The organism is Veillonella sp. 3_1_44, assembly GCF_000163715.1.
Taxonomy (GTDB): Bacteria; Bacillota; Negativicutes; order Veillonellales; family Veillonellaceae; genus Veillonella; species Veillonella parvula_A.
This window is the reverse complement of record NZ_GG770199.1, coordinates 121,078-137,391: the sequence shown is the minus strand read 5'-3', so window position 1 is coordinate 137,391 and position 16,314 is coordinate 121,078. Positions and strand designations below refer to the sequence as shown.

Annotated in this window: 12 protein-coding genes; 1 reads left to right on the top strand and 11 read right to left on the bottom strand. The window is 34.9% G+C overall.

Translation table 11 applies throughout. The features are described from left to right. Positions 1-85: 85 nt before the first annotated feature. The 9 genes from HMPREF0873_RS00605 to HMPREF0873_RS00565 all read right to left on the bottom strand — a co-directional run bounded on the left by HMPREF0873_RS00605 (position 86) and on the right by HMPREF0873_RS00565 (position 9,642). Positions 86-565, bottom strand: coding sequence for a pyridoxamine 5'-phosphate oxidase family protein (locus HMPREF0873_RS00605; protein WP_008713734.1), 480 nt, complete (start codon positions 563-565; stop codon positions 86-88). 9 nt (positions 566-574) lie between these two features. Further along, positions 575-1,219: a hypothetical protein gene (locus HMPREF0873_RS00600; RefSeq protein ID WP_008713731.1), complete on the bottom strand. Its 645-nt coding sequence runs from the start codon at positions 1,217-1,219 to the stop codon at positions 575-577. A 110-nt stretch (positions 1,220-1,329) separates the two neighbouring features. Continuing rightward, positions 1,330-3,123 carry a DUF262 domain-containing protein gene (locus HMPREF0873_RS00595; RefSeq protein ID WP_008713729.1) on the bottom strand — a complete coding sequence of 598 codons (1,794 nt, stop codon included), beginning with the start codon at positions 3,121-3,123 and terminating at the stop codon, positions 1,330-1,332. Between the two features lie 19 nt (positions 3,124-3,142). After that, the gene (locus tag HMPREF0873_RS10040; RefSeq protein WP_008713727.1) at positions 3,143-3,874 is read right to left on the bottom strand and encodes a hypothetical protein; all 732 of its coding nucleotides are present in this window, start codon (positions 3,872-3,874) and stop codon (positions 3,143-3,145) included. Between the two features lie 194 nt (positions 3,875-4,068). Continuing rightward, positions 4,069-4,980, bottom strand: a complete 912-nt coding sequence (locus HMPREF0873_RS00585; protein WP_038125334.1) for a DUF4435 domain-containing protein — start codon at positions 4,978-4,980, stop codon at positions 4,069-4,071. After that, on the bottom strand, positions 4,964-6,514 hold the full coding sequence (locus HMPREF0873_RS00580) for an AAA family ATPase (RefSeq protein ID WP_038125333.1): 1,551 nt from the start codon (positions 6,512-6,514) through the stop codon (positions 4,964-4,966). Before HMPREF0873_RS00580 ends, HMPREF0873_RS00585 begins: the two co-directional genes overlap by 17 nt. Positions 6,515-6,593: 79 nt before the next feature. Further along, positions 6,594-8,114, bottom strand: coding sequence for a 23S rRNA (uracil(1939)-C(5))-methyltransferase RlmD (gene rlmD, locus HMPREF0873_RS00575; RefSeq protein WP_038125332.1), 1,521 nt, complete (start codon positions 8,112-8,114; stop codon positions 6,594-6,596). Further along, entirely contained in the window at positions 8,114-8,782 is a 669-nt protein-coding gene (locus tag HMPREF0873_RS00570) for a TerC family protein (RefSeq protein WP_008713722.1), read from the bottom strand. Before HMPREF0873_RS00570 ends, rlmD begins: the two co-directional genes overlap by 1 nt. Before the next feature lie 200 nt (positions 8,783-8,982). After that, positions 8,983-9,642, bottom strand: a complete 660-nt coding sequence (locus tag HMPREF0873_RS00565) for a TerC family protein (protein ID WP_038125331.1) — start codon at positions 9,640-9,642, stop codon at positions 8,983-8,985. A gap of 271 nt (positions 9,643-9,913) precedes the next feature. On the opposite strand from HMPREF0873_RS00565, the gene HMPREF0873_RS00560 reads away from it, so the two are divergent. Further along, entirely contained in the window at positions 9,914-11,272 is a 1,359-nt protein-coding gene (locus tag HMPREF0873_RS00560; RefSeq protein WP_008713720.1) for an MATE family efflux transporter, read from the top strand. A 143-nt stretch (positions 11,273-11,415) separates the two neighbouring features. Here HMPREF0873_RS00560 and uvrC read toward each other — a convergent pair whose 3' ends face one another. Next, positions 11,416-13,242 carry an excinuclease ABC subunit UvrC gene (gene uvrC, locus HMPREF0873_RS00555; protein WP_008713719.1) on the bottom strand — a complete coding sequence of 609 codons (1,827 nt, stop codon included), beginning with the start codon at positions 13,240-13,242 and terminating at the stop codon, positions 11,416-11,418. Positions 13,243-13,376: 134 nt separating this feature from the next. Continuing rightward, positions 13,377-16,229: an excinuclease ABC subunit UvrA gene (uvrA, locus tag HMPREF0873_RS00550; protein ID WP_008713718.1), complete on the bottom strand. Its 2,853-nt coding sequence runs from the start codon at positions 16,227-16,229 to the stop codon at positions 13,377-13,379. Between the last annotated feature and the right edge of the window lie 85 nt (positions 16,230-16,314).

Sequence of the window (16,314 nt, the reverse complement as noted above, 5' to 3'; positions counted from 1 at the left end):
TATAACTTGTTTATTTTAATTATATTACATCTACTAGTATGATTATATAGTAAAAGCCCTTCGTTTATGCGAAGGGCTAATCCTATTATTTCTCTTGTACTTGTTTACCACTCATATGTTCAATGGTAATTTCAAACATTTGTGTTGCTCTCCCATTACGAGCAATTTGTTCATCAGCTAAAGTTTCATCAGGATAATACTTCATAGCAAATTCTTTTAATCGCTCTATAGATTCGGTTCCAGCCTCTAATAAACGACACCGCCCAAACACAACTACACTTTGTACATACGGTGCCCAGGATTCAGATTCATCAATACGCTCATTACCATGTACAGTAAAACATACCTTATCTGAAGCTTTCAATGCATCTACTTTATGACCCGCTTTAGCTCCATGAAAATAAATTTTCTTCTTATCACAATCATAAAAATAATTAATAGGAATAGCATAAGGGTACCCATTATCGCCATTCATGGCTAATATGCCTCGACGATTAGATTGTAATAAAGCTTCTGCAGCACTATGGTCTATTTCATTTATCTTCTTGCGAACTGGTTTAAACATATGTATCTCCTAATTTTTCTTACTAATTGTATTTACAAGATACATGAAAGTACCACTATTAGTATCATCAACTTTAGAATACTCTTTCCAATTTATTGGATACATACCCGTTAATACTATGGGTGCCTCCATTCCACGCATTGTTCCTTTTCCTGTATTAGTGGCCCAATTCATGCATCCAGTTTTAATAGAACCATCCTCAATAGAGAATTCAGCATATGTACAATTTACTTTTGTCGGAGGCTTTAGATAAGACATCTCACTAGTTATCTTAATAGTATAACCTTCAATAAATTTATTACTCTTATCCCTGAATTCCTCTATACGCATTATATCTTTTAAATAGTTATAACAACCTTGATCCTTAGCTCCGTGTTCCTTTAAAACATAAATTTCTTCATTTATAGTTTTAATGCATTTATTAGTTGTATATTTGAGTTCAATAGGAATCCATTTACCATTTAATATAACAAGAATATCTAGATGTAAATTAGGATTAAATTCAGGAACAAATTCTAATCGAATTTCACATTCAGAGTATTTCTTTTTTATGAGCCAAGCTAAGCTAAACTGAAAGTCTGCTTCAGAATGAAATATTGGTCTCCACATACTCAATTGGTGCATTATCTCATGAACATCTAAGATTGATTCCATAATACATACCTCATCGAATATAATATATCTATTTATTCTAATTATATTACATTTATAAGTATGAGTGTATAGTAAAAGCCCTTCGCATAAGCGAAGAGCTCTTCATAACTTTAAATCCAACCGTTCTTTTTATATTCTTCTATTTTTTCTAAATCCTCGTTAGAAGGTTGTTTATTTTCAGAAAATTCCTTAGAAATATAATTATATTCAGAATTCCATTTACTTAAAATATTCTTTATAGAATCCAAAATACGAATATTTCTTGTCATAATAGAATCTAAATTCCATTCATTATTTTCTAATTCACCTAATCTCTTTGTAATTACTATGCTAGATGCTAAGTATTCCTTTTTCTTTTTACCAAAGTAACCATTTCCAGCAATAATATTAAGTTTCTTTTCAAATGGAACCTTATTGCCTATATATTCTATTTTTTCTTTTATAGTTGAATCTGATACATCTGTAAAATAATTATCTTGCCATTTCTGTGGGAATATATGTTCAATTTCCCAATTTTCTGGTAATAATATCTCTTGTTCTTGATAAGCAAGAATTTTTAATAGCATTCTAACAAGGTTTCTATGTGGATTCTGAATATGTTTTTCTAATAAAGCTAAATCAATCTCCTTGAAATCAAAGATAGGTTTATCAGATTTAACAATTGCAGCATTTAGCTTTAGTATATCAGTCTTGACAGCATTAACAGTTGGTAAAATCAAATATTTTGTAAACAATTCTAACACTAGTTTATTTAGAAATGTACAAAATTTTTCTTCAAAGCTTTCATTATTTCTATGACAAATATAATAGATTACGACTGGATATTTCCAAAACTCATTAGGATAAGAACGAAGTGTATCTAATGTTTGCTTAATTTTTATATTCTTAGACCACTCTTCTCCTTCAATCTCTTCATTCTTATTTATAACTTTCCATAGGTTTAAAATTATAAAAAGGTTATCTAACAAAGCTACTTCGTATAATCTTTTAAATTTTTGATTAGCATAGTACTTTCTTATACCAGGTGTAGTAGTCTTTGTATCCTTTTCTAAAGCACGCAAATAAAACATATAGTAATAAAATAGTTGTTGAATACTTTCTTTACTTGATGTAGCTTGCTCATCAAGATCCTTCCATCGTTCAATGAATAGCTTCTTACTATCTATATCCAGCTGATTATAAATTTTGGCTTTAAAAATATCTGCATCTGATAATGGCAATCCTCTATCATTTAATGTAGAAAAAATTGTTAACGCAGTATCTTGAGTATCTGCAGTAATAGGAAGTAGTATAGCTTGATTTAATAGGGCATAAATAAATTGATAAACCATTAATGGATTCTCTTGAGAATGCTTATCTAATAAACTTAAAAACAATCTATAGTTTTTAGAATAATTATCTTTGGAACTTTCAATAGCTATACCAGTTTTAAGAATTTCACGCAGAATTTCATTACCATCATTATTCATCACACGAGAAGTTAATAAAATGTCTGTATAATCAACAACTCCTGTTAGCTTATTTGTTCGCCAAATAGCTGGCTCAATTTTACTTATAAAATTTTTAGCTTCTGCGGTACGCTCTAATTCAGATGTATCAGTTAATCTAGTATATATGGCTCTAAGAAGTAAAAACAAAGAAGTTATCCGTTGCTGTCCATCAATAATCTCTTGTTCACCATCTTCATTTTCATAGGAAACTATGCTCCCTAAAAAATAAGATCCATCATTTTCAGTACCACCGGTACTAGCAGTAAACTCCCATAAATCCTCAAAAAGAGTCTCTACTTGCTCATCACTCCACGCGTATGGTCTTTGATATTCTGGAATAACGAAGGGTTTAGCCTTTCCACTCCCTAATAACGTTTCTACACTTTGTTTATTTACTTCTATTGTTGTTGGCATCTCCCATTCCCCCTATTTATTACTTTGTCACAATATCAAGTAGTGATTTATAGCTATCAACTACATCATAAACAACGTCCCCTTTACTGATAGCTTTAAAGTGTTCTCGTGCACAATGTAACTTAGATTCCTCAAGCAACCGAAGTTGCATTGAATTCATAGAGCCTTTTGTTTCTGCAACAAAATAAATATGTTTTACAGTGCCTTCATAAAAAGCTATTGCCCAATCCGGATTATATCTACCAACAGGTGTTGATATATAAAATCCATCAAATAATTTTACATATACTGCTACATCAGAGTTTATATCCAATTCAGATGCAAAGTTTTTCTCATTTGTTGAGTCATAAACAATATGATCATATAAATGCTTATTAGCTTTCATTGCATTCGTGCCTAAACGTCCTTTAATTGTTGGAGCTGTAAATACATTAGTATCGTATTTTTCATCTAATACATCATATGTAATATGCTCAATAATTGCTGTTGCTTTTTCATCATTTATAAGTGATGCAGCTTTAATAATGAACTCTTCTGGATTATCTTTGAATTGATTAAATACAGCAGATTTAATACCTTGCAGAATCTGTATAATTGCTTTTCGAGTTAGTCCTGTCTCATCTACTAGTTTGCCGACTAAATCATATTTAACATTTGTGCTTACAGCATTTTTACTTCCATAAGTTGAAGCAGATTCTTTTACAAAAGAACCTGATGTTTCTAACTCCTCTTTTGATTTAATCTGCTTCATCGAGCCAGATTCAACCTTATAGAAAATTTTTGAAACTCGAAGTTTACTATTTAAAGATGAAATGGCATTTCTAACAAGTTCATCAGTATCAAAATCAACTACATATACCGACTTTGAGTTTATCTTTGCCCATAATGCCTTTAATTTAGGTATAGATACTTTGTCCTTATCTAACTAAAGCTCTATATATTACTTCATCGAGTTAAAGTTCTATCGTTTATATATTTAATTAAGCAAGTAGGAGTAATAGCGTAGTTTGAAAATTCTGAAATAAAGTTATTCTTTGTTATATTTAATCTTACAAGACGACGTTTAGAAAGTAATTCATCTCCACATCTATTACGCTTATTAGAATCATCCACAATAAAGTTTATACACTTTATCATCCCCTCTACTATATATTTCCCACGAATTAACATAAGTGGATTCTGCCTCAATCGATTACACTCTTCATTAAGTTCCTCCTCTGATACCTTAACATGGTTTTCAATTAAATTCTCAAAGTCTTGAAGTGTCTTACATGTTATTAAATCACAATATTGCTTTATTGCTGATAGATTAGGTTTTTCTATACCTGCATCTGTTGATTTTCTTACTTGACAAGAATAGTATGCATTTCCATAAATAATATTTTCAATTAATTCCTCTCTACATTTTTTTACATAATTAAATACAATATTTAAATCTTTATTATCATCATCAAGATGATTAGAAAGGCCTATTACACCTCTAAGCATATTTTTGATAGCAATATCGGTAAAATATAAATTTTCTATAGAGTAAGTTGGAGTTATATATATGTCTGTATCAATTAAACTATTATCATCATAGTCTTTGTCTACAAAAAATAGCTTAATATCATTAGATTTTGAAGAAGATTGATTTTTTATCATTTTATGTACTTTAATAACATTATTTTTATTATCGCAAATATAAAGATTATATTCTTTATTATTAATAAATGATATCCTAGGGCAATAATATTTAAAATCATCTTTCCCTTCAAAAAACAAAGAGATATTATTACTAGACTTACTATTAATATAACTTAGAAAAATAGCTTCTATACAATTTGATTCAGCATACATTTCATCTTTTCGTGACATCACCAAACTCCTTGGCTGTACCCAACTCCTTAACATAGTCAATATAATCATTTTTAAAAACAAAAGGAGAATGAGTAGTTGCTATAAGTAAATTTATTTTATCTGAATTATAAATATCTTTCAAAAAATCCTTTTGCCACTCAATTGATAGTGATATTTCTGGTTCATCGATAATAAAAATACATGGCATGGTAACATCTAAGTAAACTTTAGAAAAAATTGATACTATTTGCTTTTCACCTGATGATAAAGAATCTAAATCAATTTTAATCCCATCATTATCAAAAACATCTACAGTCAATAAAGCTTCATTATATACTATTTTTTTACCTACTAAATATTTAGAACAAACTTGTACAAATTTTGTTAATTTTTCATTTATTGCTGCTTGTGAGTTATATATATTAACGAGTTTTTGTAAATAATAAATTAGAAATTCTACATTAGAGTTTTTGCGGTGCTTATGTTTGAACTGGATAAAATCTTTCAATTTCTTAATATTTGCAATGCGTTCTTCTCCAATTCTTTTTATAACAACGTCAACCTTATGCACATCAATATTTCCAAAATTATTTATATAATTGCTAATTTTATCTTCTAATAACTCACTAATTATATTTGCATTTAACTCTATATAAGATGAATTTGCATCCTCTCTCATTTTTGTTAACAACTGTGATATTCTTTTTTTTACATCTCTCATTCCAAAATCCATATATTTAGTAGTCAAATCGCTACTACTAATTCTACCTATACGAGAAGATAGAACTTTTTCCATTCCAACTTCTATCCTTCTATATGTTGGATAAAATACAACTTCTTCTTTTAGTTCCTCTTTAATCTTATATAAGACATCATAAAATTCACCATATTGTAAATCCTTTATTTCGTAAATTATGGTATCTAGTTTATCAAGATCTATTAATTTATCACTAGATATTTTATGTCTAGCATCATCTAATATCGATAAATCTATAATTCCATTATTTCTTATATCATATCTAAGTTTAATAATAGTTCTTAGAGGTATAAACTCCTGTAACTCTCGTAACAAATACAATATTTTTGATTGCATTCTCTTATTATTTTTAGGAAACGATTTTGTAATCTTCTCTTTATCGATAATAAATTCTTTATTTGAAATAAAAATAATAATTCTTTTAAAATTTATTTCATATAATATTCTTGCATCAGCAGTTAAGAGTGCAACAATAATAGTTAATATAGTTGTTTTACCTTTTCCGTTTTCAGAAATCCATATTGCAATATCTTTATCAAATTCAAGATTATAATCATATTTATTAAATAAACCTTCTATTCTAATAAATTGTAATCCAGATTTATTATCATGATTATATTTATTTTTTGCTTTTAGATTATCAATAAGCTTAATGAATTTTTTATCTGAAAAATCAACATCCATATTATTGTATAAATCAATACCATTAAGTAATAAGTACTCTTGTAACTGTTCATTAGTCAAGGCCAATTGTTTTGATAATTCATTAATTTTAAAAAAAGTTTCAGCATTCATCTCATATCTCCATTTAGTTTACATTACTCTTATACAACTATATTGAATTTTAATTTAACAGCGGTTACATAAAACAATTCTAATTATTTAATGCGCTAACCATTGTAAGCAAAGCCACTGCCTCAACGTGAGCAGTCATGGGGAACATATCTACAGGTTGAACTTCTTGTAGTTCATAGCCATAATGTGTAAGGATTTCAATGTCTCTAGCCATAGTTGCTGGGTTACAGGATACGTAGACGATGCGTTTTGGTTCCATTCCCGCAGCGGAGGTCAGGACTTCTTTTTTACAGCCCGCGCGGATTGGGTCGAATACGATTACGTCAGGTCGTACGCCTGCTTTATAGAGTTTTGGCATTTCTACGGCCGCGTCGGCGACGATAAATTCCGTATTATCATAGCCATTGCGACGTGCGTTTTCACGAGCATTGATAATGGCTGGTTCTACGATTTCAATACCGATAACATGTTTTGCCTTATGGGCCAAAAACAGTGAAATGGTACCTGTTCCACAGTACGCATCGATAACAGTTTCCTCCCCTTTTAGGTTCGCATATTTTAGTGCTTGATCGTAAAGCACTGTAGTTTGTTCTGGATTAACTTGGAAAAAGGAATGAGGTGATAAAGTAAACCGTAAGTCTTTAATATGGTCTGTAATAGTCCCATCTCCATAAAGGATACGATTTTTTGGTCCAAGAATAACATTTGTACGTTTACCATTCACGTTATGAACGATTGTTTCTACTTGAGGTACACGTTCAGTCAGGTTTTTAACCCACTTTTCTTGATGCGGTAAGTTATCTGTTGCGGTTACAAGAATAACCATCCATCCAGATTGCCCAATACGTCCAATGATATGACGCAACACCCCTTTTCCTGTATGTTCATCATATGGTTCAACATCAAGCTCTTTAGCAATTTGATAACATGCTTGCGCAATGATATTGTTACCTTCATCTTGTATGGGACAATTCGTGCCTTGCACGATATCGTGAGAACCCATGGCATAAAATCCCATGAGAATATCACCTTTAGTACCACCTACAGGCATTTGCATTTTGTTACGATATGCCCAAGGATCTTTTGGACCTAATGCGGGTTTCACAAGTTCTGGGTTTTGATGTCCAATGCGTTCTATAACATCTTTCACCTTTTGTGTTTTTAGTGAAAGCTGCCCTTCATAGGTAATATGTTGTAATTGGCAACCACCACAGAATCCGTAAAGATCACAACTAGCATCGATCCGATTCGGTGCCATAGTAACGATTTTCAAGAGTCTACCTGTAGCATACGTCTTTTTCACCATAGTAATAGATACTTTCACCGTTTCCCCAGGTAAGGCAAAGGGAACAAACACTGTAAAGTCCTCTACGCGACCTACCCCTTCGCCACTACTGCCAATACCGTGAATGGTAACTAATACTTCGTCCCCAAGTTTAACAGGGGCATTCAACATAGCTTGTTGTTTTTTAGATACAGAAGTATTGGTATTTTGCTGTCCATTATAATGATTGGAATTCTGTTTCCCATTAGATCGATTTTTATTCTGTTGTTTAAATTTCGATTTATTCTTACGAGATGTACGACTTGTACCATTCATTACGAGTCTCTTTTCTTCCAAATTTTAATCATACCAGTTACAATGAGTACAAAGAATACCGTTCCAAATTTCACCAATAACTCTTCCCCTTGAATATGGGGAACAAGGAGTGGATCTTCTACAATCATTTCACCAGCAACCCAACCTAATAAAGCACCACCAGCCCAAAGGATAACAGGAAACTTATTAATGATACGAGCAAATAGTGTAGAGCAGAACACAATGATTGGAACAGTGATTAACATACCAACAATAACGAGCTCTAAATGTCCTTTAGCGGCACCAACTACGCCAATTACATTATCGATACTCATCATCGCATCAGCAACAATGATTGTCCAAATGGCTCCCATTAAGGAATTCTTAGCTTCGATATGTGCATCTTCATCTCCACCTTTTAAGAGTTGAATGGCAATCCATAAAAGTACAAGGCCACCACCTAAGTGAATAAGAGGAATTAAAGTAAGTGCTTCTACTAAAAGAGTGGCAAATACAAGGCGCATTCCAATAGCCCCCACTGTACCCCAGATAACAGCTTTCTTTTGTAATTCTGGTGCCAATTTACCCGCTGCCATACCAATAACAACGGCATTATCTCCTGCCAATAAAATATCGATCAAAATAATTTTACTAATCGTTATCCACGTTGCAGCTTCTAAAAATTCCATTCTATACTTACCTCAATTCACTCAGCTGATTCTATAACTATCCCTTAACTATACCACAAATTCTCTATTTTCTCATCTAAAAGAAAGCTCTTAGACTACCACTGTTATTCTTAAGATTAGCCTATAAGGTTCTTTATAATGACTATACTTTTACAAAAAAATATCTCTCCGCCTATGACTAGAAGAAGAGATATATTACATTATTTTTTAAGTTTCTTTACTAACAAAGATGCCCCTACTACGAGAATAACAGCACCAATTTTAATGAGTAATGCATACGGTTCTACGGTATGTGAAATTAATTTATCTTCCACACTCATCGCTGCACCCACCCAGGCAAGGATACCGCCACCAACGTAAAGGATGATTGGTAAGCGTTCGATAACTTTTACAAATAAAGTACTACCATAAATGATAATAGGTACTGTAATAAGCATACCGACAGCAACTAATGTCATATTGCCACTAGCGGCACCAACTACACCAATAACATTATCAATACCCATAATTCCATCTGCAATAACAATGGTCATGATAGCAGCGCGCAAGTTATCTTTAGCCTCGATATTATGCTCGCTATCATCATCAACAACAAGCTTGTAACCGATCCATAAAAGAAGGATACCACCAACTAAACGAAGAGCAGGAATATTGTTCAATGCCTCTACAAATAGGAATGCCATAACAAGACGTAAAATAATAGCGCCAGCTGTGCCCCAGAAAATCGCCTTCTTCTGTAAATGTGCGGGTAGGTTGCGAGCCGCCATACCAATAACGATGGCATTATCACCAGCTAATAAAATATCAATAACGATGATTTGAAGCATCGCTAATAAGCCTTGTACAGTTAAGATGTCCAATGTATCCTCCTTAGAATAAAACAATAGTATATATATTATAATCGATATAGTAAAGTAGTGTAAAATTCAATTATCAACATATATATACGTTTTTATCATAATTCTTTCTTATTAAATAAGATAGTTTATATAAGGTCATTTCTCCCCTTACATAATCACAATATGGGCTCTATTTTTTTTATAAATTTAATTCCTTTTTCCCTTAGGTTTTGGCTATTAAATTAAGCTACTTTATGATATGGTATAGTATATCGTTACTAGGGAGGTTAGTATGTATCAAACATATTCTATACTGCAAAAATTATGGTTGTTTATAAAACTATTTACTCCAATGTGCATCACTCAATTTTCCCTGATTGGGGCGACCTTTATCGCCATCTTTTTAACGGGGCAATATAGTACGACTGATTTAGCTGGTGTTGCTACGGGATATAATTTATGGCTCCTCTTCTATATCTTTGCACAAGGTACATTAATGGGTATCACACCAATTATTTCTCAACTATTAGGAGCTAAGAAAACAGATGATATTCCAATAATCTTTCATCAAGGCCTTTTCATCGGTACAGGACTAGCATTTTTAATTTTACTAATCGGTATATTCGGCTTACGCCCTTTATTGACATATTTAAATCTTGAGCCGGCTGCCACCGAGGTATGTATTAGTTATCTGAAAGCCTTTGCACTTGGTTTATTCCCATTACTCTGGGTAAATACCTTGCGTAACACTGTCGATTCTCACGGATTAACGCATTACTCCATGGCCATCGTCTTTACAAGCTTTGTGATTAACGTATTCTTAAATTATGCACTCATCTTTGGACATTACGGTTTTCCTGAAATTGGTGGTGTTGGTGCTGGCTACGGTATTGCTGGTGCCTGTTGGACAAACTTAGTTCTATTTAGCTTAGTCATTCTATTGCATCCTAAGTTAAAAGGCTATCGCATCTATAAAGATTTCCATAGCCCGAATTTTCACTATATCCGTGAACAATTACAAGTCGGTATTCCCATAGGTTTTTCTATCTTTTTTGAAGCTAGTATCTTTAGCATTGCTGGGCTCTTAATGGTTCACTTTGGATCTGCTGTAGTAGCAGCTCATCAATCTGTCATTTCTTTTACTAATGTATTCTACTGCTTACCATTAAGTATTGCCATGTCCTCTACCATTGCCGTTGCCTATGAACTCGGTGCAGGACGAAAAATAGAAGCTATCCAATACTCTTATATTTCTCGTGTATTAGCCATCATCATAGCCGTTCTCATTTGTGCCTTTACGTTCACTCATATGGATAATATTGCGGATCTATTTACAAATGATGATGAAGTATATGAACTTATTTATCAATTCCTTGGATATGGCGTATTCTTTGCCGCTATCGATGCCATCGGTACTCCATTACAAGGTATTCTAAGAGCTTACAAGGATGTAAAAATAGTGCTTTACATCTCCCTCGTATCGTATTGGGGCGTATGTTTCCCAACAGCTTATACCCTTGCCAAAAATCCTAATTATGGACCATTTGGCGTATGGATTGGTTTGTTGGCTAGCGTAGTAGTTGCGGGTATATTATTTACACTTCGCACATACTACATACAACATTACAAACCTAGAACTATTGCAAAATAATAAAAGCACCTATTGATTACTTACACTTGAGCGTAATCAATAGGTGCTTTTTTATTGTAAAAGATTCCAAATACATAATCTATTAGTATATGGACCCTTTTAAATAGACTAATATTTTAATTAGGTATATGACTATGAAAGTCTTATTTTAAAGCCTCTTGTTTCTCTACTTTGGACATACGGAAGAAATTATATAGCGTTTCTGCCGTCTTATAATTCATAGATTCTACATTTGCAAGTTCATCAATCGATGCCTCTTTCATGGCCTCTAAACTATTAAAGTGAGCCCATAAGGCCTTACGACGTTTAGGCCCGATTCCTTCAATATGGTCAAGAATAGATTCAAGATTTCGCTTGCCCCGCAACTTACGGTGATAGGTAATGGCAAAGCGATGCGCTTCATCACGAATTTGTTGAAGTAATTGAAGCTCCGGCGTATGATGACTCAAAATGATACTTTCAGATTGCCCCTCTACAAAGACCTCTTCAATACGCTTAGCCAAGGAGATAACTGGCACATCTGTAACACCAACGGCACGAATTAACGGCAAGGCCGCATTGAGCTGACCTTTACCACCATCGATGATAATAAGATCTGGCATAGGCCAGTCTGTTTCATTACCATAACGGCGTTCCATGATTTCAGCCATCGATTTAAAGTCATCAGGTTTACCTTGTGTGGTTTTCAGTTTAAAGCGGCGATATTCCTTCTTCGCAGGCTTGCCACCTTCAAAAACAACCATAGAAGCTACCGTTTCGGTTCCTTGTGTATGAGATATGTCAAAACACTCCATGCGTTCAGGTAAACGCGGTAAGTCGAGAATCTCGGCTAGTTTCTTAACCGCCCCGCCAGTCTTATCAATTTGGTGCTGCCACTGACGACGACGTTCTTCAAGGAAAGTTTCTGCATTTTCATGAGCCATCTTAATCATATCCATCTTATAGCCACGTTGTGGCACAGATACATCTACATGTTGGCCTTTGAGCTGTGTAAACCATTCTGTTAATAAGTCTCTATCTGTACTCTCCATAGGTAGTAACAACTCTTTAGGAATAAAGTTTGTATCTCCATAGTATTGCTTGATAAAGTCTGTCATAATGGTTTCTGAACTATCTCCATCATGTTGCACAAAGTAATTCTCACGGCCTAACAGACGACCACCGCGGATGAATAGCAACTGTACACAGGCCATCGATGTATCTACAGCCAATCCTAAGACGTCTAAGTCGCCACGTTGAGTAACCATGCGTTGCTTTTCTTGTATCTTTTCAATGCTAGACAATTGATCACGATAACGTGCAGCATCTTCAAAGCGCAAATCTTCTGCAGCAGCCTCCATCTTTGATTTAATTTCCTTTAGCAATGGTATAGGTTTACCTTCAAAAAGTTCTATGATTTCGTCAATATACTTTCGATAATCCGGTACAGATATTTTGTTAAAACACGGTGCCTCGCAGTAATGCATATGATACTGCAAGCATGGGCGTTCTACCTTCATAGACTTACAGGTACGCAATGGATAGTACTGTCGTATTAATTTCAGTACCACATGAACAGATGTGACATCTGTAAAAGGGCCAAAGTACTTGGCTCCATCACGCTCTAGGCGACGCGTCATATATACGCGTGGGTAATCCTCTTGCACTGATATTTTAACATAGGGATACGTCTTATCATCACGAAGCCTAATATTATATTTCGGTTCATGCTCCTTGATAAGTGTATTCTCCAAGATGAGCGCTTCCATCTCCGTTTTTGTTTGAATAACTTCCACATCGACGGCTCGTTTCATCATGGCCGTAACCTTTGGTGCGCGATTTGCATCGTTACGCACATAGGAACGCACACGATTTCGCAAGTTAATAGCCTTACCTACATAAATAATTCGGTTATATTGATCACGCCACAAATATACGCCTGGTGTAGTTGGCAAATGACTAACCTTTTCCAGTAATTCTTCAGACGGCATATTTCCTCCTTTCCTTGTAGATTACAAGAGAATAGATTACACACTTCTTTAAGTATTGACCTTTATAAGTTGAAGGATGTAGTCTATTCTCTTTATGATTTTTCTTTTATGGAAACTTAAATATATGTACTATTTTATTTCTTATGCTTCGCTGCTTTCATAAATTTCTTAGTCTGTTCCAATACAGGGCCTAAGAATTTCCCGGTATAGCTTTCTTTCACCTTAACAATTTCCTCAGGCGTACCAATTGCCACGATAGTGCCTCCGCGATTACCACCTTCAGGACCAAGATCAATAATGTGATCAGCCATCTTAATAACATCTAAATTATGTTCGATAACGACAACTGTATCGCCACCCTCTACGAGTTGTTGCAATACGTGTAATAACTTGCGAATATCCTCGGCGTGAAGACCTGTAGTAGGTTCATCTAGGATGTATAGCGTTTTACCTGTGCTGCGACGAGCTAATTCAGTAGCTAATTTAACGCGTTGTGCTTCACCACCAGATAATGTTGTAGCCGCCTGACCTAAACGAATATAGCCAAGACCTACCTCTTGCAAGGTAACCATTTTACGATTGATCTTCGGAATAGCGCTGAAGAACTCAACCGCATCATCTACCGTCATATCTAGTACATCTGCAATAGATTTACCTTTGTATTTAACCTCTAAGGTTTCTCGGTTATAACGGGCTCCCTTACAAACCTCACAAGGTACATACACATCTGGTAAGAAGTGCATTTCAATTTTAATGATACCGTCACCACGACAAGCTTCACAACGGCCACCTTTTACGTTAAAGCTAAAGCGCCCTTGTTTGTAACCGCGCATCTTTGCTTCCGGTGTTTGACTATATAGTTCGCGTATGGCATCAAATACACCTGTATATGTAGCTGGATTGGAACGAGGTGTACGTCCGATAGGGCTTTGATCAATATTGATGATTTTATCGATATGTTCAAGACCACGGATTTCTTTATGAGCCCCTACTTTGTGGTTAGAGCGATATAATTGATTAGCTAAACCTTTGTAGAGAATTTCATTAATCAAGGTAGACTTACCAGAACCGCTGACACCAGTAACAACATTAAACAAGCCAATAGGGAATTTTACATTTACATTTTGTAAATTGTTTTCCTTAGCACCGCGAATTTCAATGCAGTTCTTACCTGGTTTACGGCGTTCTTCCGGAAGAGCGATAAATTTACGACCACTCAAATACTGACCCGTAATAGAGTCTTTTACCTTCATAACTTCCTCAACAGAACCAGCGGCAATAATTTGACCGCCATGCTCACCTGCACCTGGACCAATGTCCACGAGATAGTCAGCCGCACGCATCGTATCTTCGTCGTGTTCTACAACGAGCAAGGTATTACCTAAGTCCCGCAATCCTTTTAAGGTATCGATGAGTCGATCATTATCTCGTTGATGTAGACCTATGGACGGTTCGTCTAGGATGTACAATACACCTACCAAACCAGAGCCGATTTGCGTAGCTAGACGAATACGCTGTGCTTCACCACCAGATAATGTGCCTGCACTACGGTTCATTGTTAGGTAATCGAGACCTACATTATTAAGGAAACCTAGACGAGCATTGATTTTCTTTAAAATTTGAGCACCAATCACTTGTTCACGTTCAGTTAACTGTAGATTACCAAAGAAATCGAGTGCTTCTTTAATAGTTAACTGCGTTACTTCGTTGATATTCTTATCCCCTACAGTAATAGCTAATACTTCAGGTTTAAGACGAGCCCCATGACATGTAGTACACGGCTTAATAGACATAAACTTTTCAAATTCTTCACGCATAGAGTCTGTAGAGGCTTCACTATGACGGCGCTTAACCATCGGTAAAATACCTTCGTACTCAGTAAAGAATTCCTTTATCTCACCTCTCATATTTTCATAGGTGAAATTTACCTTATCCGTCGTACCGTACATCACCTTTTTCTGTAATGCTTTCGGCAATTCATCATAGGTGGAGTCTAAGGAATATCCATTAGCTTTTAATAGACCTTCTACTTGACGCATAAACCAAGCATTAGGATTGGAGCTCAAGGCTTGCACGCAACCATCAGCAAAGCTAATAGATCCATCTGGAATAACGCGCTCCTCATCAACCTCCATAGTAGAACCAATCCCTAAACAAGATGGGCACGCACCAAACGGACTATTAAAAGAGAACATACGCGGTTCAATTTTAGGTAATGAAATATGACAATCTGGGCACGCAAAATGTTGGCTATACATGTGTTCAGGTCCGTCTACCTCTTGAATCACAACGATGCCTTCTGCCCATTTTGAAGCGGTCTCCATAGAGTCAGCCAACCGAGATTCAATGCCTTCTTTTACAACGAGACGGTCCACAACGATATCGATGGAATGCTTCTTATTTTTCTCTAATACAATTTCTTCGTCCAAGGTACGCACTACACCGTCTACTCGAGCACGAACAAAGCCTTCTTTGCGAAGTTGTTCAAACACCGATTTATGTTCCCCTTTTTTACCTTGAATCATAGGGGCCAGCACTAAAACCTTTGTACCTTCGGCAAAGCTCATTACATCGTCGGTCATTTGTTGTATTGTTTGCTGGGTAATAGGCTTACCACACTCTGGACAGTGTGCATGACCTACGCGTGCAAATAAGAGACGTAAATAGTCGTAAATCTCCGTTACGGTACCAACCGTAGAACGAGGGTTGCGACTCGTCGTCTTTTGGTCGATAGAAATGGCTGGAGACAAACCTTCAATATAATCGACATCGGGTTTATCCATTTGTCCCAAAAATTGACGGGCATACGCAGACAGGGACTCAACATAACGTCGTTGCCCTTCTGCGTAAATCGTATCAAATGCTAGGGATGATTTACCAGAACCACTGAGGCCAGTTAAGACGATAAACTGATCACGTGGCAAGGATATATCAATATTTTTTAGGTTATGCTGACGCGCACCTTTTACAATCAATTGATCTTTCATTATCTTTCCTATTTAAAGAGATGATACCAAACGGCATCATCTCTCCGATTACTAACATGAAATAATATATGTATATTATCGCACA